Genomic DNA, 23,997 nt, shown 5'->3' on the forward strand with positions numbered 1-23,997 from the left:
TCATAAGCGTTTTTTTGCAGGTATAAAGCACTGTCTTTTCAAAAACGCTCTCCATCTTGCAGGAAACTCCTTTAGCATCCCGAAATATTCCCCAACCATACATTTAGGGGAGGTTTATTTTTGATGAAAAAGCTTTTGACTGTCATGACGATGGCTGTTTTAACTGCCGGCACACTGCTCTTGCCGGCACAGAGTGTCACCCCTGCCGCGCACGCTGTACAAATATCAAATAGCGAGCGCGAGCTTCCATTCAAAGCAAAGCATGCGTACTCTACCATTTCTCAGCTAAGTGAAGCAATCGGCCCCAGAATAGCTGGAACTGCAGCTGAAAAAAAGAGTGCCCTATTAATCGCCTCATCAATGAGAAAATTAAAGCTTGATGTGAAGGTTCAACGATTCAACATTCCTGACCGGCTTGAGGGAACACTGTCTTCAGCAGGACGCGATATTCTTCTCCAAGCGGCGTCCGGTTCAGCTCCGACTGAGGAACAAGGGCTGACGGCCCCGCTTTACAATGCGGGATTGGGCTATCAAAAGGACTTTACCGCTGACGCCAAGGGCAAAATCGCCTTAATTTCCAGAGGAGACCTGACTTATTACGAGAAAGCCAAAAATGCCGAAGCCGCCGGAGCAAAAGCTGTCATCATTTATAACAACAAAGAAAGCCTCGTGCCTATGACGCCAAACCTGTCGGGAAATAAAGTCGGCATTCCGGTCGTCGGCATTAAGAAAGAAGACGGCGAAGCGCTTACCCAGCAAAAAGAAGCCACCTTAAAACTAAAAGCATTCACAGACCAAACCTCCCAGAATATCATCGGAATCAAAAAACCAAAGAACATCAAACATCCAGACATTGTGTACGTGACGGCCCATTACGACAGTGTTCCTTTTTCGCCCGGAGCAAATGACAACGGCTCAGGAACCTCTGTTATGCTGGAGATGGCGCGTGTCTTAAAAAGCGTTCCATCTGATAAAGAAATCCGCTTTATCGCTTTCGGCGCCGAAGAGCTCGGCCTGCTCGGTTCCTCTCACTATGTAGATCATCTATCGGAAAAAGAGCTGAAACGAAGCGAAGTGAACTTCAACTTAGATATGGTAGGCACAAGCTGGGAAAAAGCGTCTGAGCTGTATGTCAACACATTGGACGGCCAATCTAACTATGTTTGGGAATCCAGCCATACGGCTGCTGAAAAAATTGGGTTTGACAGCCTGTCTCTGACACAGGGAGGATCATCTGATCATGTGCCATTCCACGAAGCCGGCATTGATTCCGCCAACTTTATTTGGGGAGACCCGGAAACAGAAGAAGTTGAGCCATGGTATCATACCCCCGAAGACTCGATCGAACATATCAGCAAAGAACGCCTCCAGCAAGCAGGCGATCTTGTGACAGCCGCTGTCTATGAGGCTGTGAATAAAGAGAAGAAACCAAAAACCATTAAGAAACAAATGATGGCCAAAGCAACTGACATTTTTGAAGATATCAAATAAAAAAAGACGGCACTTGGGTGCCGTCTTTTTTTAATCCACTTCTTTCTTAATCCCCAGCATTTTCTCATCTAGGTAATGGGCAATCTCCGCGGCTTCCTTCAGCTCATCTGTTAATTGCTTTGGAACGTCATTGTTCAATTTATAGTAAATTTTATGTTCAAGGCTCGCCCAGAAATCCATCGCGATTGTCCGGATTTGAATTTCTGCTTTGACGTATTCCACACGGTTCGTTAAATTCACAGGCATCTCAATGATTAAATGCAGGCTTCGATAGCCATTCGGTTTGGGTGTCTGGATATAATCCTTTACCTTTACGATTCTCAAATCTTCATGCTGCTTCAACACATTCACGACATTATAAATGTCAGAAATAAAGGAACAGATGATGCGCACACCCGCAATGTCGTGAATATGCTCTTTCATTTCCTTCGTCGTAATTTCGCAGCCCTTTCTCATTAACTTATTCACGATGCTTTCAAAGCTTTTGACACGGGATTTTGTATGTTCAATCGGGTTGTGTCCGTGAATGAGGTTATATTCCTGGCTGATAATTGAGAACTTTGTATCGAGCGCATCTAGCGCAAATTTATAAACTAATAATTCATTTTTCCAATCTTCCATTACTGTTTTTAAATCGTCCATATGTGTTACAGATAAATCCATTTTCGTCATCTCCTTTAACGGAACTTTATCCGCTGTCCATGTACTAGACGTCCCTGTCTGCTGCAAGGTTCTATGAATTTTTTTACAAAATGCGGTCGATTGTAACAAAAAAAGACCGCACGAAACGAGCGGTCTTTTTTATTATCGGAAATAGCTGATCAATAATCCGATCGAGAGCAGGAATCCGAAAAATGTATTTGTTTGGGCTGTTGATTTCATTGCGACAATCATATTCATCGGCATTTCTTTCTGGACGAAGCCCTTCACTGCCTGAACCGGCTTAGGTACGCTCAAAAAGACGACAAACAGCCATGGGCTTGCGGCACCGGTAATAACCAAGCCGACAACCCAGATATAAGCGACAGCAAACGACGCAGCTAACAGAGTAACAGCTCCCTTATGCCCCATCAAAATCGCCAATGTTTTGCGGCCGCCTTTTTTGTCCTCTTCAATATCACGAATGTTGTTCGACAGGTTAATCGCGCCGACAAGAATCGCAATCGGGATGGAAATCAAAATGCTTTGCGTGTTGATCATATCTGTCTGAATGAAAAATGAAATCAGCACAAACACCGAACCCATGCAAATGCCTGAGAATAATTCACCGAACGGCGTGTACGCAATCGGCAGCGGCCCGCCTGTATACAGGTAGCCGATCGCCATGCCAACGAGGCCGATCAAAGCGAGCCACCAGCTGCTACTCGCACAAATATAGACACCGAGCAAAATGGCAATCCCGTATGAGGCAAGAGCTAATTGCAAAATCGTTTTAGGCTTCATTCCGTGGCGTACAATTGCCCCTCCGATTCCGACTGATTCTGCTGTATCTAACCCGCGTTTAAAATCATAATATTCATTAAATAAGTTCGTCGCGATCTGGATCCATAGGCAAGAAAACAGCATAGCCAAAAACAGCAGCAGATCAACCTTCACATAAAACATCGCCAAAACGGTTCCGAGCAGCACAGGCACAAACGATGCGGTTAACGTATGAGGACGGGTTAACTGCCAAAGGATCTGCCCCATGCTTTCTTTTTGCGGCGCTGTCTGACCCTCACCCTTATTTGTTTGATTCATCTTCCTCTTCCTTTCTATTAAAAGGCTTACTTTTTTTCAGCCGGCAGCTTGTTAAAAACTCCTTTTTTTGCTTCCTTATCTATCATAATGACTTCTCCCCTATTTCACAAGATACCGCAAGAAGGCGTTTTCTTTCTTATTATACGCTTCCGCCCCGATTTCATTAGGTTTCTGCTTCCACTTGATCGAACAGGTACAGAAAAATTTTTTTAAGTACATTACACTTTTTAAAAGTTAAAAAGATCTTTTGACTCCAGGTATCTTTTCCTTTATTATGAATCAGCTCGAGACATTCCATTCTTGCCCTTGCAGGTATAAAGATTCATTTTCAAAAACATACGCCGATATATTAATTTGAGGGAGATTAGGGAAAAAATGAAACTTTTTGAGCATCTGATCGTCAAATACTCATGTGATTGTCGAAAAAACGGGAAGGGAATTTTTGATATGCTGCAATTAATGAAACAGCTGTATGAAAAACCCGCTGTCAAGTGGACATGTCATACAGGCTTTTATTTGATGATACTGCTTGTTTTGTTTTTTATGTATGGTTTTCACACCGCGAATACCGGTTCATATATTTATAACGATTTCTAATTGGAGAGAGAATAACTATGAAACTTTTACATGCTATTCAAACACATGCGGAAACTTATCCGCAAACCGATGCCTTCCGCTCTCAAGGCCAGTCGCTCACGTATCAGGAATTATGGGAGCAGTCTGACCGCGCGGCTGCCGCGATCCAAAAACGCATTTCTGGGGAAAAGAAATCTCCTATCCTTGTGTACGGCCACATGGACCCGCACATGATCGTTTCCTTCTTGGGAAGTGTCAAAGCGGGACATCCTTATATTCCGGTTGACCTGTCCATTCCGTCCGAACGGATTGCGAAAATTATCGAAAGCTCTGGAGCAGAATTGCTGATCCATGCAGCAGGACTCTCAATTGATGCAGTCGGCCAGCAGATTCAGACAGTTTCTGCGGAAGAACTGCTAGAAAACGAAGGCAGCTCTGTCAGCCAAGATCAATGGGTCAAAGAACACGAAACGTTTTATATCATTTACACTTCCGGAAGCACAGGAAATCCGAAAGGCGTGCAGATTTCCGCTGCGAACCTTCAAAGCTTCACAGACTGGATTTGTGCAGACTTTCCAGTCAGCGGAGGAAAAATATTTTTAAACCAAGCACCGTTCTCATTTGATTTGTCTGTCATGGACCTATATCCGTGCCTTCAATCAGGCGGGACTTTACATTGCGTGACAAAGGATGCTGTGAACAAGCCGAAAGTCTTATTTGAAGAGCTGAAGAAGTCCGGGCTGAATGTGTGGACATCAACGCCTTCCTTTGTGCAAATGTGCCTGATGGATCCGGGTTTTTCACAGGATCTGCTGCCTCATGCGGACACATTTATGTTTTGCGGAGAGGTTCTTCCGGTTTCTGTGGCAAAAGCGCTGCTTGAGCGTTTTCCGAAAGCGAAGATTTTTAATACGTACGGCCCGACTGAAGCGACAGTGGCTGTCACATCGGTTGAAATTACGGATGACGTCATCAGCCGCAGCGAATCGCTTCCAGTGGGCTTCGCCAAACCAGATATGAATATTTTCATTATGGATGAAGAGGGACAGCCGCTTCCTGATGGAGAAAAAGGAGAAATCGTCATTGCAGGGCCGAGTGTAAGCCGAGGCTACCTTGGTGAGCCAGAGCTGACGGAAAAAGCGTTTTTCTCCCATGAAGGCCAGTGGGCATACCGAACTGGCGATGCCGGCTTTATTCAAGACGGTCAGATTTTCTGCCAGGGACGTTTGGATTTTCAGATTAAACTTCACGGCTATCGAATGGAGCTGGAGGAAATCGAGTTCCATGTCAGACAGTCACAGTACGTTCGCTCTGCTGTCGTGATTCCTTATCAGCCAAACGGAACAGTTGAGTACCTGATCGCTGCTATTGTGCCTGAGGAGCATGAGTTCGAGAAGGAATTCCAGCTGACAAGCGCTATTAAAAAAGAGCTTGCCGCTTCTCTTCCGGCATATATGATCCCGAGAAAATTTATCTATCAGGATCACATTCAAATGACGGCTAACGGCAAAATTGACCGAAAACGCATTGGCGAAGAGGTTCTTGTATGACGCCTTACAGCTCGTTTTTATTCTTTATACTGCTTGGCATTCTTCTTCTGCCGACGATCATTCTCGGCTTAAACGGAAAAAGATTTCAAGCATACAACATGTTCATATCTATCATTATATTGGCTTTAATTTTTTCGCACGACTTACACGGGGTCATCGCGCTGTGCCTGTTTACAATATGGCAGGTGCTCCTGATCAGCGGCTATCTGGCATACCGGCAGAAAGCGAACAGCGGCTTTGTCTTTTGCGGAGCTGTTATCGCGTCTATTCTGCCTTTATTTCTGTCAAAAATATGGCCGTTTCTTTCACACCCGCAGCCGCATCATCCGCCGCATAACCTGATCAGCTTTTTAGGTATTTCATATTTAACCTTTAAAGGCGTTCAGCTGATTATGGAAGCAAGAGACGGACTGCTGAAAGAACAGCTGCCATTGCACCGCCTGCTGTATTTCATCCTGTTTTTCCCGACGATTTCCTCCGGCCCGATCGACAGATACCGCCGGTTCGTCAAGGATGAACAGAAGGCTTGGACGAAAGAAGAATACGCCGACCTGCTGTATACGGGAATCCATAAAATCTTCATCGGTTTCCTGTATAAATTTATTATCGGCTACGCGATCAATACGTACTTCATCATGAATCTTCCCGCAATCACGCACAATAAGATTCTTGGGAACCTGCTGTACATGTACGGCTACAGCATGTATTTATTCTTTGATTTCGCCGGCTACACGATGTTTGCCGTCGGGGTCAGCTACATTATGGGCATTAAATCACCAGAAAACTTTAATAAACCATTTATCAGTAAAAATATTAAAGATTTCTGGAATCGCTGGCATATGTCTCTGTCATTTTGGTTCAGAGATTATGTATTTATGAGATTCGTATTTTGGATGACTAAGAAAAAGTGGATCAAAAACCGTATGGCCGTCTCAAACATCGGGTATTTCCTGCTGTTTATGCTGATGGGGGTTTGGCACGGGCTCGCGCCGCAATATATCATTTACGGCCTCTATCATGCCGTTCTGATGACGTGTTACAACTTTTTCGAGAAGTGGAATAAGAAATATAAATGGCTGCCGTCCAACCGCTGGACAACCATTCTCGCGATTGTGATCACATTCCATTTCGTTTGCTTCGGGTTTTATATTTTCTCAGGAAAACCATTTCATCACCACCATTAAAGGAGATTAGAAAGCTATGGATTTTAAACAAGAGGTATTAGACGTTTTAGCAGAGGTTTGCCAGGATGACATCGTAAAGGAAAATCCTGATATTGAAATTTTTGAAGAAGGTTTGCTTGATTCTTTTGGAACAGTAGAATTGCTGCTTGCGATTGAAAACCGTTTTGATATTTTAGTGCCGATCACTGAATTTGACCGGGACGTTTGGAATACACCTAACAACATTGTAAATCAGCTGTCTGAGTTGAAATAATGAAAAAGCGTTTTTTCGGTCCAATTATTTTGGCGTTTATTCTATTCGCAGGCGCCATCGCAATTCCATCTTCATGGCTGACAGGCTTCATCACCGATAAGCGTGTGAAAGAGTCAGCAACAGCCTTGAATCCGAGTATGTTTCAAGGGCTATATTTACAAGATCAGATGCTCAAAGATCCGACGTATCTTCCGATTTACGGGTCTTCTGAGCTTTCTCGGCTGGACGAGTTCCACCCATCTAATTATTTTCAGGTAAACAATGAGGGATTCACGCCATACCTTGTCGGCAAAGGCGGATCCCAGTCATTGATTCATTCTTTAAACTTCGCTGCCCATATGGATCAGCTGAAGGGCAAAAAAATCGTATTCATCGTGTCTCCGCAATGGTTTATTAAGCGCGGGTCTGATGAACAGCATTTCGCGCCGAACTATTCTGCGCTGCAAGGGCTTGATTTGGCATTTAACGATCAGATCGACCCTGAAATTAAAAAGAAAATGATGAAACGCATGCTGCGCTTCAAGGCTGTGCAAAACGATGCCATTCTTTCTGAGCTGTACAAAGCAATGGTAAACGGCCAGACGTGGAAAGTGAACGCGCTGAAGCCGGCGGCGAAAGTGTATTACAGCATGCTGGAAAAGAAAGATCTGTATTATTCAACGACAGAATCATCCGGGCCAAAGCGTTATATCTCGCAGTCAGTAAAGGATAAGTCATGGTCTGAATTGAATAAACTGGCGGATCAATCAGGCAAACGCCACTCCGGTTCTAACGATTTTCACATCGACAACCCTGTCTATAAAAAGCTGAAGCCGAAAGTGCCTAAGCTGAAAGGGAAAAACAAAGGAAGATCGTATGCGGTGTCACCGGAATATGGCGACTTTGAAATGATGCTCGATATCCTGAAGGATGCGGGCGCAGAGCCTATGTTTGTCACCATTCCGGTTAACGGGAAATGGTACGATTACACGGGCTTCCCGAAAAAAGGACGCACTGACTATTACAAAAAGGTAAATAAACAAATCAGAGCGAAGGGCTTCCAGGTTGCTGATTTCTCAGGACATGAATATGACCCGTATTTCATGAAAGACACCATCCACATCGGCTGGAAAGGCTGGGTGTATGTCGATAAAGCAATTGACGAATTTTATAAAACCGGAAAAGTCACTTCATCCTGAGCATCTCATAGGACGCGGCTGCATATTTCCTGCTAAGATTTGAAATAGTAAAGGAATCACAGCCAACTTAATTAAGAGGTGTTACATCCAATGAAGATGACAGGCAATACGGTTTTAATCACAGGGGGTTCTGCTGGCATTGGGCTTGAACTTGCCAAGCGCCTGCTGGAGCTCGGCAATGAAGTTATCATTTGCGGACGCAGCGAAGCACGTCTTGCAGAAGCGAAGCAGCAGCTCCCAAACATCCATACAAAGCAATGTGATGTTGCAGACCGTTCGCAGCGGGAAGCATTGTATGAATGGGCTTTAAAGGAATATCCGAACTTGAATGTTCTCGTCAACAACGCCGGCATTCAAAAGGAAATTGACTTTAAAAAAGGGACAGAGGAGCTTTTTGTGGACGGCGATGAAATTGAACTTAATTTCCAAGCTCCTGTCCATTTATCCGCCCTTTTCACACCTCATTTGATGAAGCAGCCTGAGGCGGCAATCGTTCAGGTCACATCCGGGCTTGCGTTTAACCCGTTAGCTGTTTATCCGGTGTACTGCGCAACAAAAGCAGCACTTCACTCGTTCTCGCTTACGCTCAGACACCAGCTCCGTGACACGAGCGTGGTAGTGATTGAAATGGCACCGCCTATGGTGGACACGGGCTTAAACCAAAAATCACGCGATAAACAAGGCCTGACGTACCGGGGCATTTCATCTGAAGAATATGTTCAATATTTCTTGGACGGCTTGAAGGAAGGCAAACAGGAGATTACAAATGAACGTGTTGAAGGTCTTCGGGATGCCACTCGCGCCGATTATGACAGGTTATTCGAGCAAATGAACACGCAGGAGAATTAATTTCTCCTGCTTTTTTCATATGAATTTCTTACAAATTTGAGCAAACCTATTGCGATTATTTGTCGAAGGTATACAATAGAATATAATTATTTTCAAATAAGTTTGATAATATAAACAATTTAACAGCAGGGAGATTGACCATGACTAAACAAACGATTCGCGTTGAATTGACATCAACAAAAAAACCGAAACCAGACCCAAATCAGCTTTCGTTCGGAAGAGTGTTTACAGACCACATGTTTGTAATGGACTATGCGGCAGATAAAGGTTGGTACGATCCAAGAATCATTCCTTATCAGCCCTTATCAATGGATCCGGCCGCAATGGTCTATCACTACGGCCAAACCGTGTTTGAAGGGTTAAAGGCTTACGTGTCAGAGGATGACCATGTCCTGCTTTTCAGACCGGAAAAAAATATAGAACGCCTGAATCAATCAAACGACCGCCTCTGCATCCCGCAAATTGATGAAGAACAGGTTCTTGAAGGCTTAAAGCAGCTTGTCGCAATTGATAAAGACTGGATTCCAAATGCGGAGGGCACGTCCCTTTACATCCGTCCGTTCATCATCGCAACCGAGCCTTTCCTTGGTGTTGCGGCATCTCATACGTATAAGCTCTTGATCATTCTTTCTCCGGTCGGCTCTTATTACAAAGAAGGCATTAAGCCGGTCAAAATCGCTGTTGAAAGTGAATTTGTCCGTGCGGTAAAAGGCGGAACAGGAAATGCTAAAACCGCAGGGAACTACGCTTCAAGCTTAAAAGCGCAGCAGGTCGCCGAAGAGAAAGGATTTTCCCAAGTGCTTTGGCTGGACGGCATTGAGAAGAAATACATCGAAGAAGTCGGAAGCATGAACATCTTCTTCAAAATCAACGGTGAAATCGTAACGCCGATGCTGAACGGAAGCATCCTGGAAGGCATTACGCGCAATTCAGTCATCGCCTTGCTTAAGCATTGGGGCCTTCAAGTTTCAGAACGAAAAATTGCGATCGATGAGGTCATCCAAGCCCATAAAGACGGCATCCTGGAAGAAGCCTTCGGAACTGGTACAGCAGCTGTTATTTCCCCAGTCGGCGAGCTGATCTGGCAGGATGAAACACTGTCAATTAACAATGGCGAAACAGGGGAAATCGCAAAAAAACTATATGACACGATTACAGGCATTCAAAAAGGCGCTGTCGCAGACGAATTCGGATGGACGACCGAAGTCGCAGCGCTGACTGAAAGCAAGTAAAAAAAAGCCGGCCCATTACAGGCCGGCTTTTTTTACGCTTCAATTTTGTTGAAAAACTGCGGCAGATACGCTTTGTGCGCCTCCAGCATTTCGTCTAAAATCTGTTTGGCCACAGTATCGGACGGGACAAGCGGGTTAATCGTCATGGCAAGGAGTGCAGTTTGATAGTCACCTGTAACTGCCGCTTCTGCCGCGACACGTTCAAAGGATTTGATTTGCTGGACAAGGCCGCGGACAGACACCGGCAAGTCGCCGACAGCAATTGGCTTAGGGCCGGTTTTCGTCATCACACAGTTCACTTCAACTGCGGAATCGTCTGGAATACTCGCTATTGCACCATTATTGATCGTGTTCACCGGCTGAATGTCATGTTTATCATTATAAATGGAGCTGATTAAGTTACATGCTGCATCACTGTAGTAAGCTCCGCCCCGTTTTTCCAGCTGCGGCGGTTTAATCGCAAGGTTTGGATCTTTATAAAGCTCGAACAGCTCTTTTTCGACCTTCTGTACGACTTCAGCGCGGGTGCCCTCCGTTTGTGATGCTTCCAGTTCGTGCTCCAGCATCTCTTTTGTTTTGAAATAGTAACGGTGATAGCCGCAAGGGATGACATTAAGCGCTTTCAAGAAATCCGGTTCCCATTCGGCGCCTGAGATGTTTTTCATCGTCATCGCGTTTTTCGGGTCGCCCATCGCCTCGATGACTTGCTCCTTCACACTTACGCCGTCCAAGAAAACATCCAGCCCAAATACCATATGGTTCAGTCCGGCGAATTGGACTTCTACGCGGTCCACATCTACATCAAGCGCTTTGGCTACGCCCATTTTGATGCCGATTGGAACATTACAGAGACCGACGACTTTCTTCAGGTTGGAGTAGCGAAGCAAGGCTTCTGTTACCATGCCGGCAGGGTTTGTGAAGTTAACAAGCCAAGCGTTCGGGCAAAGCTCTTCTATGTCCTTTGCGATCTCAAGGATGACCGGAATCGTGCGCAATCCTTTAAACAGGCCTCCCGGGCCGTTTGTTTCCTGGCCAATTACACCATATTTTAGCGGAATGCGCTCATCCTTTGCTCTTGCCTGCAAAAGTCCGACGCGAAATTGAGTCGTGACAAAGTCTGCGTCTTTCAGCGCTTTTCTCCGGTCGAGCGTAAGATGAATGTCAATCGGGACGCCAGCTTTTTCAACCATCCGTTTGGCGAGTGTGCCGACAATATTCAGCTTTTCTTCGCCCTCAGGGATATCGACGAGCCATAATTCGCGCACAGGCAGCTCATCATACCGTTTAATGAACCCCTCCACTAGCTCGGGCGTGTAGCTTGAACCTCCGCCAATCGTTACAATCTTCAATCCTTTTGTCATATGCTTGCTCCCCTTTGCTCGGTGATTTTTTCATATAACTCAATGATCTCTGCAGCCATATCCTTCACTGTCATTGCATTCATTAAATGATCCTGTGCATGAACCATCAGAAGCGTCATTTCTGTCTTTTCTCCGCTCGCTTCATTTTGGATCAGCTCGGTCTGATAGTGATGGGCTTTTGACAATTCTTCAGCAGCGTCTTGAAGCTTTTTCCGCGCTTCTTCTGCGTCGCCGCTTTTCGCAGCGGCAATGGCCTCCATTGCGGAGCTCCTACCGTTTCCTCCGTGAAGGATGATTTGAAAAATAATTTGTTCCATTTCCTCATTCACGCGATTCACTTCCTTTCTCTACAGAGCCGCTTCTTTGTCATCTGATGCTGCAGGCGTTTGAACCAGCTCCAGATCGTTTTCTTCTTTCAACTTCTGCTTATCCCACATTCTGAAGAACGGGTAGTAGACAACAAAGGATACGACGATATTAATGGCTTGCATGACCGCGCCTGAGACTTTTCCTCCTGTCGCCAAGTAGCCTGAAAAGATCGGCGGCATGGTCCACGGCACTGCGATACCCGCCGGTTTTGCGACAAGGCCGGTGCTCATTCCGATGTACGTAAGTGTCACTGTGACAAGCGGTGTGATGATAAACGGAAGTAAGAGCATTGGGTTCATGACGATCGGCATTCCGAATATAATCGGTTCGTTAATATTGAAGATGGCCGGGCCGACCGCAAGCTTCCCGAGCTGCTTCATTTGTTTGCTTCGGGCGCGCAGGAACATCGTGACAACCAGTGCCAATGTGGCGCCGCTTCCGCCGATATTGACCCAGATATCGAAAAATTGCTGGGTGAAAATCTTAGGAAGCTCCTCACCGGCTTGGAATGCGATCCGGTTGGCATCCATTGCGCCGTACCAAATTGGTGCCATGACGCCTCCGACAATGTTTGCACCGTGAAGGCCGCAGGCCCATAAAAGCATTTTGACGGCTTCGGCGACAAGGCTTCCTCCAAGGCTTCCTCCCAGAATGGAAAGCGGAGTCCCTAATAAAACGCTTACAATATTATGAAGGCTTTCAAACGGTGTCGCTTCAACAATCAGCCGGGCTGCCCAAATTAGGAAGATGACGGCAAAGCCGGGGATTAACGCGACAAATGACTTGCTTACCGCCGGCGGGACACCGTCCGGCATTTTGAAGACTAAATTGCGCTGGATAATGAGGCGGTAAATCTCTGTGGACACCATTGCGATAATCATGGCGACAAACAGGCCTTTGCTTCCCATGAGCGAAAGCGGAATCCCGCCGCCAACCATGATTTCTTTCGTCGCGCCATCCGGCATAAACGGCACTTGATAAGGTGTTGCTAATAAAAATGCCGCAAGGGAAATGGCTCCGGCCGACAAGGCATCAACACCGTATTTCTCGGCGAGCCGGTAGGCGATGCCGAACGCGGCGACAAGACCCATAATTTCAAAGGTCGCGTCGACTGGGTAGGCCAGTTTTTCAGACCAGGAGCTGCCAAACGTTTTTGCCATAAACTCAGCGTATCCCGGGATCGGGAGGTTGCCAATGATGAGGAAAAAGGAACCGATGATAATCAGGGGCATCGTGAGGATGATACCATCACGCAGCGCCTGCAAATGACGCTGTCCCGCAATTCTTCCCGCTATAGGCATGACCTTTTCTTCTAAGATCTGATTGACTTTATTCACATAGCCCGCCCCTCTCTATGACACATGTCCAAGCTGTTCAGCTGATTTCAGCACTTCCGCCCCGTTGCACGTGCCATAATGGACGGTATTAATGACGTCTACCGGAACCCCCTTTGACTCTCCTAATTTTTTGAGCTGCGGAAGCATGTAACGGACTTGCGGACCGAGAAGCAATACATCCGCTTTATCGATATGATTTTGTACAGAATCGCCTGAAACTGCCCAAATGGTATAGTCTTTTCCCTGTTCCTGCGCACTTTTTTCCATCTTGCTCACCAGTAAACTAGTAGACATGCCTGCTGCACAAACGAGTAATATATTCATGTAAAAGACCCCCTAGAGTTTGATCAATTTTGTAATGTCCTGCTGTTGCTATCATCATATTATGAAATCGCTTTCATAAACACTCAGGGTTTTTCCGCAGGCAACGGAAAAAAGGTATATACAGGCTGTCAGCTCAGCATTTTTTGGTCAAACACATCCGAAAGCTCTTGATATGAACGGCATTTGACCAGCTGGTTCACCGCCGCCGGGTCATCCAAAATGCTGCCAAGCAGTTTATACATGCTTTGCAAATCCGCTTTGTTCTCCTTTTCGACACAAAGCAGACAGACAAATTGAACTCGCTGACTCTCCCAATCGATCGGTTTTTTGAGCGTACAAACGGCCCAAAACGTTGTTTTCGTCTGTGGAACAAGCGGGTGCGGGATGGCAACAAGATTGCCAAAACACGTAGGCGACATGTCTTCTCTTTCAAAAATGGAATCTATGATTTCTTCATCGGCAAAGCCGCATTCGACCGCTTTCTGCCCTAAAAATTGAATCACTTCTTCTTTTGAGCGCAGATCCTCCTGAAAAAAAACGAGTTCTTTTTTTAGGTAGCGATTGGCTTTTTCCTTTTCATCACTCAGAATAGATTCTATTTTTGTAAAGTCAGTTCCGCCTAAGATGGTGTTAACCTTCAGTACTGGTACAGGGAGCTCTTTTTTAATCGGAATGGTGCTGATGACAAAATCAATTGATTCGTAGGACATTTGATCAAGACTATAATATTCAGCCGTTCCAAGAATATCGAGCCGCTTGCCGAAATGGGAACGCAGTTTTTCGCGCAGAAGCTGGGCGCTTCCGGCACCCGATGCGCATACAATGATACAGCGTTTCGGCGGACTTTCTGTTTTTTTTCGTTCAATCGCGGCGCCAAAGTGGAGGGCCAAATATCCAATTTCGTTTTCATGAATCTCAATACCCGTTTGTTCCTTTATCACGATTCCGGCTATGATCCCGGCTTCAAAAGCGAGTGGATAATGTTCCTTGATCGCTGCGAGCATCGGATTTCGAAGATTCATGCCGTATCGGTTGCGGCTGATCGCCGGCTTCATATGCAGGGCCAAGCCGATTTTCAGCTCTTTGTCATGCAGGATGCCAAGCTTCAGTTCACGATCAACAGCTTTGATCATGGCAAGTGTCAGCTGATCGGTTTCTTCTTCTATTGAGAATGTGTCCTCTCCGCATTGTGTCATTCGTTTTGTGCCAAGGAGATGCATGGCGATGTAGGCCGTCTCGTCTTTCGGAAACGTAACGGCAAGCGCTGATTCCAGCTCTTTTACGATGGCTTCTGCAGCCCGGTATTCTTTTTGATGCAAGATATGATCCATATCTTTCGGGAAAAGAGATACATAGTTTTCCGTTCTGATCCGTTTACAGGCGATAGCGATATGGATAATGAGGTTATTCAGTCCCATGTTGGACAGAGGGATGCGGTCGTTTTTCATTTTTTTCAAGATGGCGGAACGGATGATCTCAATTTCTTCTTTTGGCAAAATATCAGCCTTTTCATTCAAAACATCTATCTCCGTTTCTCTTTCATCAACAATGTACTCCGCCATACAGTACCTCATCTGTACCTCGTCCCCGCGCAGCTTGAAGCCGTAATTCGGGCGTGTTTCCATGACAATGCGGTAAGGCAGCAGACGTTTCTTTACTTCCTTTAAATCCGTTTGGAGTGTAGATTTTGAGATAAATAGTTCTTCAGCCAGTTCATCGAGCTTGAGATAATGGTCCGCCAGCAGCAGACGTTTCATAAGATAGGCCATTCTCTCCTCCGGCAATACCGGCAGGCCCTTTTTTTGCTGAAATACATCTTGCAGCAGTGTTCTGAATACTTGCTCGTCATCAATGCGGAGCTTGTAGCCGGAGCCTCTTACAGATTGTACAAAGGCACCGTGGCCGCTTAGCACACCTTGCAGTTCCTTTATATCATTGCGGACTGTCCGCGTCGTTACGTTTAATTGCGCGGCAAAAAACGAACTTGTCACCGGGGCTTCAGCCGCCATCAGCAAGCGCAGAATATCACGAAGTCGCCCATGAAGCATGAGAAAAACCTCCTATCTAGTAGATGCAGGGATTCAGTGAATAGGCAGAAAGGATGATGAAGGGATGCGAAATGTATATAAATTCTATAATGGAGAGAATGGCAAGTCAATGAACATCCGGAGGACTAGAGGGAAAACTGACCTATAAAAAAAACAGCCGGGGTCAGCCGGCTGTTCTAGATGCGGACATATTCTTTTGTTTAGACGCCTTTCGGTCCTTCATGATTTTTCGAACAATCGGGTAAATGACCGGCGCCCATTTGATAACGGTTTTGATCATCTTTTTCAAAGCTCCGATTCTCCCTTCTTTTTTCTCAACCATTCCCCTGATTGCCTCTTCCTTAAACATGCTAACGCGACACGTACCTGTTTCCCGTCACCCAGAAACGCCATGGATAATCGCGTGCCTCCCCGCTGTTGTCAATGCCGATGCGCGGGCCTGTTGAAATTGCTTCCGGTGTGTACCCGCTTTCGATGTAAAGCGGCTGTTCCGTGATCCAGCGTCCGTAGTCATTCATCGTGACGCCAAGCGCTTTCGTCAGCTTTCCAGGCCCGTTTGTCCATTCCCTCGGACTCCTGCCCGGCCTTCTCTCCTCCATTAACAGCTGGCCTTCATGCGGCTCAATCGCCCTGATTAATACCGCTTGCGGGACATCCTCTTCCGCGGCAACGACATTCAGCAATGTATGAGTGTGCATCACATATGTATATACCCGCCCAGCTTCTGCAAACATGATCTCAGTCCGCTTCGTCCGGCGGTTGTTAAAACTGTGTGCCGCTCTGTCTCCAGCCCCCATATAGGCCTCTGTTTCCACAATATAGCCTGACGCTGTGCCTTCGTCTGTTTCTTTTACAAGAAGGCAGCCCAGAAGCGATGGGGCAAGCTCAAGAGCGGTTTTTTGATAAAACGTGATGGGCAGCGGATTTTTTTCTCTTGTCACGAATCGACCTCTCCTTTTACCGATTTTTGTACATTGTACCATTCCCAAAGCAGATCAAAAAAACGGCTGTTTTAAAATCTTTCCATTCAGGGAATATTGTTACCGTTCAAAAAAGGAGGGCCAACCATTGAAAGATGATCATCAAAACAAGCAGCACCAATCAAATGCCCAAGGGAGCGAGGAAGCGCTTTCTCATAAGACATCCGGGAAAAACGAGTCAGAGGATACCTTAACGAATAGGCAGGGGCATCCTGTTACTGACAACCAGAATGTGAGAACCGTCGGGAATAGAGGGCCTACAACACTTGAGAACTATGATTTTCTCGAAAAGATCAGCCACTTCGACCGAGAACGCATCCCAGAGCGGGTTGTTCATGCCAGGGGAGCAGGTGCACATGGATATTTTGAAGCGTACGGAAGCTTCGGAGACGAACCGATTTCAACATACACACGGGCCAAACTCTTTCAGGAAAAAGGCAAGAAAACACCGGCATTTGTCCGTTTTTCAACTGTGAATCATGGAAAACACTCGCCTGAAACATTGAGAGACCCGCGCGGTTTTGCTGTAAAGCTATATACAGAAGACGGAAACTGGGATTTGGTCGGAAACAACCTGAAAATCTTTTTTATCCGCGACCCGCTGAAATTTCCGGATCTTGTACACGCATTTCAGCCTGATCCAGTGACCAACATCCAGGATGGTGAACGTATCTTCGATTTCATTTCTCAATCTCCTGAAGCGACACACATGATCACCTTCTTGTTTTCGCCTTGGGGCATTCCGGCCAACTACCGGCAAATGCAGGGTTCAGGCGTACATGCCTATAAATGGGTGAATGAGGAGGGCAAGGCCGTTCTCGTGAAATACCATTTTGAACCGAAGCAGGGCATCCGCAACCTGACACAGAAGGAAGCAGAAGAGATTCAAGGGAAAAACTTTAACCATGCCACACAGGATTTATATGACGCGATTGAAAATGGCGATTATCCAGAGTGGGAAGTGTATGCTCAAATCATGAGCGATGATGAGCATCCTGAACTGGACTTTGATCCTCTTGATCCGACAAAACTGTGGTATAAAGACGATTTCCCATGGAAACCGATCGGCAAATTGGTGCTGAACAAAAATCCGGAAAACTACCATGCGGAAGTGGAGCAAGCTTCATTTGGAACGGGGGTGCTTGTCGACGGGCTTGATTTTTCCGATGACAAACTGCTTCAGGGACGGACGTTTGCCTACTCTGATACGCAGCGCTACCGTGTAGGCGCAAATTACCTGCAGCTCCCGATCAACTCGCCGAAAAAGCATGTCGCCACCAACCAGGAAGGCGGGCAAATGCAATATCGGGTCGATAGAGCAGAAGGACAAAACCCGCACGTCAACTATGAGCCATCCATTATGGGCGGGCTGAAGGAAGCGAAGCAGGACGGAAAAGACCATACGCCGCATGTCGAAGGTGATGTAAAGCGTGAAGCGATTGACAGAACAAACAACTTCGGACAGGCTGGAGAAACGTACCGGAGATTTACTGAATTTGAGCGGAACGAATTGATTACGAATTTGGTGAATACGCTTTCTACGTGCCGAAAAGAAATTCAGGATCAAATGATTGAGAATTTCACAAAAGCTGATCCTGACTACGGAAAACGCGTAGCAGAAGGGCTAAAAAAGGTTTCCGAAAACAACAGCAACGGGCCGATTGGCACAACTGAAACGGAACAGGCTGCAAAGCAGGCTGAACAGGAGAGCCACCCATCTGATCCGTATTAACATCAGCGAACAGGGCTTTTTTTGAAGCCCTGTTTTTTTATTTTTCTATTGAAACGTTTTCAACAATTGTGTTGTACTGGAAGGAAAGGGGTGGAGAGATACGATGGAATTACAGCAGGACTTGATTCCTCAGAAAAAAACAATCGGCGCTTTAGATCACGCCGTTTTTTTATGCATGGTATTTTGTTTCTGGTTTTCAGGCTATATTTACGTTCCTGTATTCAGTCTGTATTTGGAGGATCTGCACTTTTCATATGGCGCAATCGGCATCATTCTCGGCAGCTACGGGGTCACGCAAATCCTTCTGCGATTCCCGCTCGGCCTTTTGTCAGACATCCTGTTTTCCTTGCGCAAGCAATTGTTAATTTCCGGGTTCGGCTTTTCTGTCCTCAGCAGCCTGCTTTTTCTGATGTTTGATTCTTTCTTCTTCGTGCTGGCCGCCCGGCTTTTCGCGGGAATCACTGCTTCTATGTGGGTGATGGCGACCATTTTATACGCACATTATTTCAACAATGGCAATGCATCAAAAGCAATGGGCATCATGCAGTTTTTTACCGTCATGCCTCAGTTTGCCAGCATTGTGTTCTGCGAGCTCGCCGTAGCCCATTTAGACAGGCAGCTTCCATTTTGGATGGCGCTGGCAGCCTCTGCCGCAGGTTTGGTGATCTGCTGCTTTATTAAGGATCCGTCTGCTCCTCCCGCAAACCGTGACACCATTCGTGTCAATCAATACATCAAAGATACATTACGGCTGCCAAAGCTGAAGCTTTTCACCATCCTGTCTATGACGGCCCATGCCGTATTATTTATCACAGTGTTTGGTTTTACGCCGCTTTACATGAATCAGCTCGGAATGGGCGACGCGGAGCTGCTTTGGGTGATGAGCGCCTTTTTCCTCCCACACGCAGCCGCCACATTAAGCTTTGTGTTTCTGCGCTTTACAAGACGTATCGCTTACTCCGTGATGCTCATTAGTTTCGCTGTCACCGGGGTCTGTTTGCTATACGTTCCTTATTCAGCTGCATTGTTCACGGTTTGCATCACACACGCCTGTATCGGACTGGCGCTCGGCTTCGTTTTTCCTCTGCTGCTAAGCCATGTCGTCGAAATCAGTTCTGCCCGTTTAAAAATGTCAGTGATGGGGTTTTATCAATCATTTTATGCGCTAGGCATCTTCCTCGGGCCCCTTCTTGCCGGAAAAATCGCACAGCTTGTCGGGCTTGCGGGAGTTTTTTATGGAGCCGGGTTTCTGGCATTTGCCGCCTTTTTTGTGATGCTCGCGCAAAAACGTAACATGATCAATTAATAGCTTTCATACCGCCGGAATCGCCACACAGAAAACACGGCCAGAAGCATGATGCCCAGAATGGAGAAAGTAAGTGACCATCCGAAAAAATCTGCCCGCTCTCCATGAAGAAGGATATGCTCCGCCTGCTTGCAAATCTCAGCCGGAAGCCACTTCGCACCATCTGGAAATAGTGAAACAGCAAAGGAAACGGCTGCTGTGAGCCCGATCCCGCAAGCGGCAGCTGCTCCGACAGACCGGAATATCGTACTTCCGGCAAGGCCGGCGGTCACAATAAATATCACCCAAAGCGCGTAAAGGCCAAGGCTTGCGGCAAAGCGGCTGAATGATGCGTCCTCAAACAGCAGCCGAACGTAATAATAAGCAAGCCCGTATCCAGCTGCAAACGACATAATGCCGATCACGCTTTGGATGAGCCATTTACTCACGATATAATGGGCTGCCGTCACAGGCCGCGACATAATCAGCGTTGTTACCCCTTGATTTCTTTCATTGGCTACACTGCCCATCACACTAAAGATGACCAGAGCCATGCCAAGCGTGTTGAATTGAGAAAGCGTGCTGACCATCACTTCAGACCCGGAGGGCATCGTAAAACTGATTTTCATGCCGTCAGGAAGGTTCCCTCCATGTGCGATGATTTCCGGCATATAATAAATGGTCAGCGGCTGTGTCAGCCCGACGATCATCATCGCAATCGGCAGCCAAATCAGCTTACCGCTTTTCCATCCTTCCAGCCACTCCTTCTGCAATAGCGCCATCATCACCTTCATGCGTGCACCACCTTTAGATAGACGTCTTCTAGAGACTCCGTTTTCTGTTCAAATCGGGTGACGGTCAATCCCTTTCGGATACAGTCACTTAATAATGACCGGCCAGCGTGTATATCAGGCAGCTCGAAAACAGCTTGGGACGGATTCTTATAGACAATAGCTGAGACGTAAGGCTTCTCTTCAAGCCAACCTTCCAGCTTCTCTTTCACTGAAAGAGTAAAAACGTTCGTTTGCTGCTGTTGTTTCAGCTCCTGTAACTCGCCTTTCCATGAAATTTCACCGTTTTTCATAATCACCACTTGATCACACACCTGCTCTGCATCGTGCAAAACATGTGTAGAAAACAGAACGGCCATATGCTTTTTCAGCTCCCGCATCATGTCCAGCACCTCGAACCGCCCTGTCGGATCAAGAGCAGACACCGGTTCATCCAATATCAAAAACTTCGGTTTATGGAGCAGTGCCTGTGCCAGACCGAGTCTTTGTTTCATGCCTCCTGAATAGCCCCCGATCCTTTTGTTCGCCACTTCGTGCAAACCGACAAATTCCAGCATCTCGCCGATTTCCTCTTGGCATTTTCTCTTCGAAAGACCGGACAGTCTCCCCGCAAATGTTAAAAATTCATTTGCGGTCATCCACGAATAAAAAGCTGGATACTGCGGGAGGTACCCAATCAAACGCCGATCCGGCTTTTTCTCCCCTAACAGCTTTATGGTTCCATAGGATGGCGAAAGCAGCCCGGCAAGCATTTGCAGTGTTGTGGTTTTACCGGCTCCATTGGGACCTAATAGTGCGACACACTCGTTTTCATTCACGTGAAAACTGACATTCTTTACAGCTTCATGATGCCGATATGTTTTGCATAATGACTCAATAGACAGCATGCCAGCTCACCTTTGCTTTCTGCCGACGGTGAAAAATAAAATCGGCCCGATAATATTGATACATACGATGATTGCAGCCCACATCCACTTTGGCCCGTTCGTCCGCTCTTCTTTTATACAGCTGATGAGGGCAAACACCGCCAAAGCCAGCTGTAATACAATCAGCGGCAAAATCATTTCCCAAGAAATATTCATTGCTTGATCCCCCTTTTCTTCCGATCCGGCCTAATGACAAAAAAGTAATAACAAATCAGAGGCATCGGTGCTTGAATCAATCCGACAATCCCCCAAACCCATGCCATGCGATTACGTTTTTTCGCATCAATAAATAAAAAGATTCCCTGTGACAATACGACGAGACAAGCCGCAACCGTTATGACAATTTCTGTTTGTGTCATCTGCGTTTCACCTCACATTCGCCGAGATGCCTTTTTTTCTCAGCCGCAATCAAAATCGGCAACACCGCAAGCACACAAACTTGAAGCACAATAAACACAGCAGGAGCTTGAGTGAATGCCAGGATTGCCGCACTCACAACCATCAGCGCACAGAATACAAATAAGATGATCTCTTTCATCAGTTTTTTTCTGCGTTCAGCTTTCATTTGTAACAGCTGGTAAAGCAGTTCTTTTTGATTCGGTATAGAGGGATTGGCTGTTTGATCAATTTTCTGCAATTCTGATTTGAAATGAATTGAAAGCTTTTCTTTATTCATCGTCCCACTCCTTTCTGATTTGCTGGAGTCCATTATGAACTCTAGACTTCACCGTGCCTTCCTTGATCTGCAGCATCATCCCAATTTCGGCGTAGGTATAGCCGTAGTAATGCCTTAATAAAACTGGCGTGCGCAATTTAGGGTCCAGCTTTGAAAACAGATCAAGCGTCTCGCTCCATTCTGCCCCTTTCACTGACACGTCCCACTTGATCTTGCGGATTGTTTCCTCCGTAACTGTCTGATTCCGTTTCCATTCTCTCTTTCTCTTTTTCTGGTGATCGAGATAGAGCCGCGATGCAATGGAGATCAGCCATGTGGAGAATTTTGAACGGCCCTGAAAGCTTCTTAAATGGATGTACCCTTTCAGAAAGGTTTCCTGAACAAGTTCCTCGCTGAGATCGGGGCGAAGGGAAAGCTTTAACAAATATTTATATAAAAAAGAATAGTGATAGTGGAAAAGGGCTGTAAACGCCTCGTCGTTTCCCTCTTTCGCCTGCTGTATCAGCCGCTGTTCTTCTTGTGTATCCAATGACCATGATCCCCCCTTTTTTGTTTTTCTGCCTTATGAGACGACACCGGATTCAAAAGCGTTCATCTTTTTTACAATTCTTTTCAGCCATTGACAGATCAAGCTTCCCGGCCGTTTGGCTGCATATCCTTATTTGTAAACCCCCTCATAGTCTGTTAAGCTATGACTTTATGTCGATTTCAAAAAAACATCCAATATGGAGGACGATGCATTGAAAGTAGAAAGGCGAACGATTGAATATATTCCGAATGAAGAAAGACATGGTAAAGCGAAAGATTTATTTCCCGTATGGTTCGGGGCTAATATGCATATCACCACGTTAGTGACTGGCACGATTCCCGTTGCAATGGGACTTAATCTGTTTTGGAGTGTTGCCGCTATTATTTGCGGAACCTTAATCGGTGCCATATTTATGGCGTCTCATTCCGCGCAAGGCCCTCAGCTTGGCATCCCGCAAATGATTCAAAGCCGTGCCCAATTCGGCGTAATCGGAGCGATTCTTCCCCTCTTCTTAGTCATGTTTATCTACCTTGGTTTCTTCGCAAGCAGCACGATTCTGGCGGCCGGAACCTTAAGCAGCTTTGTTCCCATCCCGGGATCGTGGAGCATTATAGGCTTAAGCGCCGTATGTTTTTTACTCACCATTTTCGGCCATGATTTGATTCACAAAATGCAAAAAATCCTTTCTTGGACCTCTTTTGCTGTATTTTTTGCTGCAACGATTCTCATTTTTCAATTGCCGATTCCGGCAGGCAGCTGGATTCCCGGAGCGATTGATCTGCCAATTTTCTTGGTGGCAGTCAGCGCAGTTGCGACGTGGCAGCTTGCCTACGCGCCGTATGTTGCCGATTATTCAAGATATCTGCCAGTTAAAACACCGGCTTCAAAAACATTTTGGTACAGCTATGCAGGTACATCTGTCAGCTCCATCTGGATGATGCTGCTCGGCGCATTGCTGACAACCTCACTTCCTGACTTTACGGCAAACTCAGGCAGCCAGATTGTCCAATTGTTCGGTCCCTTCTCGTTTATTATGCTGATCATTGTGTTATTTGGGCAAATGGCGATCAATGTTTTTAACCTGTATGGGGCATTCATGTCCACGACAACAACGCTGGAGCCGTTTCTGAAATTAAAAGTCACGCCCAAAGTCAGAATCATCATGATCCTGGGTGTCACGCTTGTCGGCACAGTCTTAAGCCTACTGGGACAGAGCAATTTTATGGAGTTGTTTTTGAATTTTATCTTTTTCATCAGTTATTTCTTAATTCCGTGGACGGCAATCAATTTAGTCGATTACTACTTCGTCCGCCACGGAAAGTATCAAGTCAAAGCCATGTTCGACGTAAACGGGCCTTATGGAAAGGTCAATTGGATCACCACAATTGCGTTCGTTCTGTCTATCTTGCTGGAAATTCCGTTTATCAACACAAGCTTTTACATCGGACCGCTTGCCAAAATGTTTGGCGGCGGAGACATCGCATGGATTATCGGCTTGGCCGTGCCTTCTGTGCTTTACTATGTATTAATGAAACCGCGTCTGAAAAAACGGGCGGGGTATCAAGAAAAGCTGTCTTCTCTCTGAA

Annotated in this window: 27 protein-coding genes; 11 read left to right on the plus strand and 16 right to left on the minus strand. The window is 46.2% G+C overall.

The features are described from left to right. Positions 1-123: 123 nt before the first annotated feature. Entirely contained in the window at positions 124-1,491 is a 1,368-nt protein-coding gene (gene ywaD, locus AC0OMA_RS19650; protein WP_474222356.1) for an aminopeptidase YwaD, read from the plus strand. Between the two features lie 30 nt (positions 1,492-1,521). Here ywaD and ywaC read toward each other — a convergent pair whose 3' ends face one another. The 3 genes from ywaC to AC0OMA_RS19665 all read right to left on the minus strand — a co-directional run bounded on the left by ywaC (position 1,522) and on the right by AC0OMA_RS19665 (position 3,529). Next, positions 1,522-2,154, minus strand: a complete 633-nt coding sequence (gene ywaC / locus AC0OMA_RS19655; protein WP_003244564.1) for a GTP pyrophosphokinase YwaC — start codon at positions 2,152-2,154, stop codon at positions 1,522-1,524. Positions 2,155-2,295: 141 nt separating this feature from the next. After that, the gene (locus tag AC0OMA_RS19660) at positions 2,296-3,231 is read right to left on the minus strand and encodes a 1,4-dihydroxy-2-naphthoate polyprenyltransferase (RefSeq protein WP_015250916.1); all 936 of its coding nucleotides are present in this window, start codon (positions 3,229-3,231) and stop codon (positions 2,296-2,298) included. A gap of 163 nt (positions 3,232-3,394) precedes the next feature. Continuing rightward, entirely contained in the window at positions 3,395-3,529 is a 135-nt protein-coding gene (locus tag AC0OMA_RS19665) for a hypothetical protein (protein WP_181220293.1), read from the minus strand. Between the two features lie 149 nt (positions 3,530-3,678). Here AC0OMA_RS19665 and AC0OMA_RS19670 point away from each other — a divergent pair, with 149 nt between their 5' ends. The 7 genes from AC0OMA_RS19670 (at position 3,679) to AC0OMA_RS19700 (ending at position 10,053) form a co-directional block, all read left to right on the plus strand. Continuing rightward, positions 3,679-3,828, plus strand: coding sequence for a teichoic acid D-Ala incorporation-associated protein DltX (locus AC0OMA_RS19670; RefSeq protein ID WP_003227330.1), 150 nt, complete (start codon positions 3,679-3,681; stop codon positions 3,826-3,828). A gap of 17 nt (positions 3,829-3,845) precedes the next feature. Beyond that, positions 3,846-5,357, plus strand: a complete 1,512-nt coding sequence (gene dltA / locus AC0OMA_RS19675) for a D-alanine--poly(phosphoribitol) ligase subunit DltA (RefSeq protein ID WP_100505970.1) — start codon at positions 3,846-3,848, stop codon at positions 5,355-5,357. Continuing rightward, positions 5,354-6,541, plus strand: coding sequence for a D-alanyl-lipoteichoic acid biosynthesis protein DltB (dltB, locus tag AC0OMA_RS19680; RefSeq protein ID WP_003227327.1), 1,188 nt, complete (start codon positions 5,354-5,356; stop codon positions 6,539-6,541). The genes dltA and dltB overlap by 4 nt, the downstream gene beginning before the upstream one ends. Positions 6,542-6,557: 16 nt before the next feature. Next, on the plus strand, positions 6,558-6,794 hold the full coding sequence (gene dltC, locus AC0OMA_RS19685; RefSeq protein WP_003227325.1) for a D-alanine--poly(phosphoribitol) ligase subunit DltC: 237 nt from the start codon (positions 6,558-6,560) through the stop codon (positions 6,792-6,794). Next, a complete protein-coding gene (dltD, locus tag AC0OMA_RS19690; RefSeq protein ID WP_003227323.1) occupies positions 6,794-7,972 on the plus strand; it encodes a D-alanyl-lipoteichoic acid biosynthesis protein DltD in 1,179 nt (392 codons plus the stop codon). The genes dltC and dltD overlap by 1 nt, the downstream gene beginning before the upstream one ends. Before the next feature lie 90 nt (positions 7,973-8,062). Further along, complete coding sequence (locus AC0OMA_RS19695; protein ID WP_474222358.1) at positions 8,063-8,821, plus strand: SDR family oxidoreductase; 759 nt, start codon at positions 8,063-8,065, stop codon at positions 8,819-8,821. Positions 8,822-8,961: 140 nt separating this feature from the next. Next, positions 8,962-10,053, plus strand: coding sequence for a branched-chain amino acid aminotransferase (locus tag AC0OMA_RS19700; RefSeq protein WP_322839973.1), 1,092 nt, complete (start codon positions 8,962-8,964; stop codon positions 10,051-10,053). 32 nt (positions 10,054-10,085) lie between these two features. On the opposite strand, the gene licH is transcribed toward AC0OMA_RS19700, so the two are convergent. The 7 genes from licH to AC0OMA_RS19735 all read right to left on the minus strand — a co-directional run bounded on the left by licH (position 10,086) and on the right by AC0OMA_RS19735 (position 16,433). Then, positions 10,086-11,414 carry a 6-phospho-beta-glucosidase LicH gene (gene licH / locus AC0OMA_RS19705; RefSeq protein ID WP_003244285.1) on the minus strand — a complete coding sequence of 443 codons (1,329 nt, stop codon included), beginning with the start codon at positions 11,412-11,414 and terminating at the stop codon, positions 10,086-10,088. Further along, positions 11,411-11,743, minus strand: coding sequence for a PTS lichenan transporter subunit IIA (gene licA / locus AC0OMA_RS19710; protein WP_014478379.1), 333 nt, complete (start codon positions 11,741-11,743; stop codon positions 11,411-11,413). The genes licH and licA overlap by 4 nt, the downstream gene beginning before the upstream one ends. Positions 11,744-11,761: 18 nt before the next feature. Then, the gene (gene licC, locus AC0OMA_RS19715) at positions 11,762-13,120 is read right to left on the minus strand and encodes a PTS lichenan transporter subunit IIC (RefSeq protein ID WP_003227311.1); all 1,359 of its coding nucleotides are present in this window, start codon (positions 13,118-13,120) and stop codon (positions 11,762-11,764) included. Between the two features lie 15 nt (positions 13,121-13,135). After that, a complete protein-coding gene (gene licB, locus AC0OMA_RS19720) occupies positions 13,136-13,444 on the minus strand; it encodes a PTS lichenan transporter subunit IIB (protein WP_003218755.1) in 309 nt (102 codons plus the stop codon). A gap of 128 nt (positions 13,445-13,572) precedes the next feature. Next, positions 13,573-15,492, minus strand: coding sequence for a transcriptional regulator LicR (gene licR / locus AC0OMA_RS19725; protein WP_063334872.1), 1,920 nt, complete (start codon positions 15,490-15,492; stop codon positions 13,573-13,575). A gap of 163 nt (positions 15,493-15,655) precedes the next feature. After that, complete coding sequence (locus tag AC0OMA_RS19730) at positions 15,656-15,814, minus strand: hypothetical protein (RefSeq protein WP_009968374.1); 159 nt, start codon at positions 15,812-15,814, stop codon at positions 15,656-15,658. Positions 15,815-15,842: 28 nt separating this feature from the next. Then, complete coding sequence (locus tag AC0OMA_RS19735) at positions 15,843-16,433, minus strand: DNA-3-methyladenine glycosylase (protein WP_003227303.1); 591 nt, start codon at positions 16,431-16,433, stop codon at positions 15,843-15,845. A gap of 127 nt (positions 16,434-16,560) precedes the next feature. On the opposite strand from AC0OMA_RS19735, the gene katX reads away from it, so the two are divergent. Then, entirely contained in the window at positions 16,561-18,204 is a 1,644-nt protein-coding gene (gene katX / locus AC0OMA_RS19740; protein WP_015385023.1) for a catalase KatX, read from the plus strand. 103 nt (positions 18,205-18,307) lie between these two features. After that, entirely contained in the window at positions 18,308-19,510 is a 1,203-nt protein-coding gene (locus AC0OMA_RS19745; RefSeq protein ID WP_181220296.1) for an MFS transporter, read from the plus strand. Here AC0OMA_RS19745 and AC0OMA_RS19750 read toward each other — a convergent pair. The 6 genes from AC0OMA_RS19750 to sigY are packed head-to-tail and all read right to left on the minus strand — an operon-like array spanning position 19,507 to position 22,411. Further along, positions 19,507-20,283, minus strand: coding sequence for an ABC transporter permease (locus AC0OMA_RS19750; protein WP_181220297.1), 777 nt, complete (start codon positions 20,281-20,283; stop codon positions 19,507-19,509). The two genes, AC0OMA_RS19745 and AC0OMA_RS19750, sit on opposite strands and share 4 nt — an antisense overlap. Beyond that, a complete protein-coding gene (locus AC0OMA_RS19755; protein ID WP_181220298.1) occupies positions 20,280-21,167 on the minus strand; it encodes an ABC transporter ATP-binding protein in 888 nt (295 codons plus the stop codon). Before AC0OMA_RS19755 ends, AC0OMA_RS19750 begins: the two co-directional genes overlap by 4 nt. 6 nt (positions 21,168-21,173) lie before the next feature. Continuing rightward, entirely contained in the window at positions 21,174-21,362 is a 189-nt protein-coding gene (gene yxlE / locus AC0OMA_RS19760; RefSeq protein WP_003227293.1) for a sigma Y negative regulator YxlE, read from the minus strand. Next, entirely contained in the window at positions 21,359-21,565 is a 207-nt protein-coding gene (gene yxlD, locus AC0OMA_RS19765; protein WP_015385026.1) for a sigma Y negative regulator YxlD, read from the minus strand. Before yxlD ends, yxlE begins: the two co-directional genes overlap by 4 nt. Beyond that, on the minus strand, positions 21,562-21,882 hold the full coding sequence (locus AC0OMA_RS19770; RefSeq protein ID WP_181220299.1) for a YxlC family protein: 321 nt from the start codon (positions 21,880-21,882) through the stop codon (positions 21,562-21,564). Before AC0OMA_RS19770 ends, yxlD begins: the two co-directional genes overlap by 4 nt. Further along, positions 21,875-22,411 carry an RNA polymerase sigma factor SigY gene (gene sigY, locus AC0OMA_RS19775; RefSeq protein WP_181220300.1) on the minus strand — a complete coding sequence of 179 codons (537 nt, stop codon included), beginning with the start codon at positions 22,409-22,411 and terminating at the stop codon, positions 21,875-21,877. Before sigY ends, AC0OMA_RS19770 begins: the two co-directional genes overlap by 8 nt. Before the next feature lie 211 nt (positions 22,412-22,622). Here sigY and AC0OMA_RS19780 point away from each other — a divergent pair, with 211 nt between their 5' ends. After that, positions 22,623-23,996, plus strand: coding sequence for a cytosine permease (locus AC0OMA_RS19780; RefSeq protein WP_003244111.1), 1,374 nt, complete (start codon positions 22,623-22,625; stop codon positions 23,994-23,996). The last annotated feature ends 1 nt before the right edge of the window (position 23,997 follow it).

It is taken from the genome of Bacillus sp. AMCV2 (assembly GCF_056033925.1).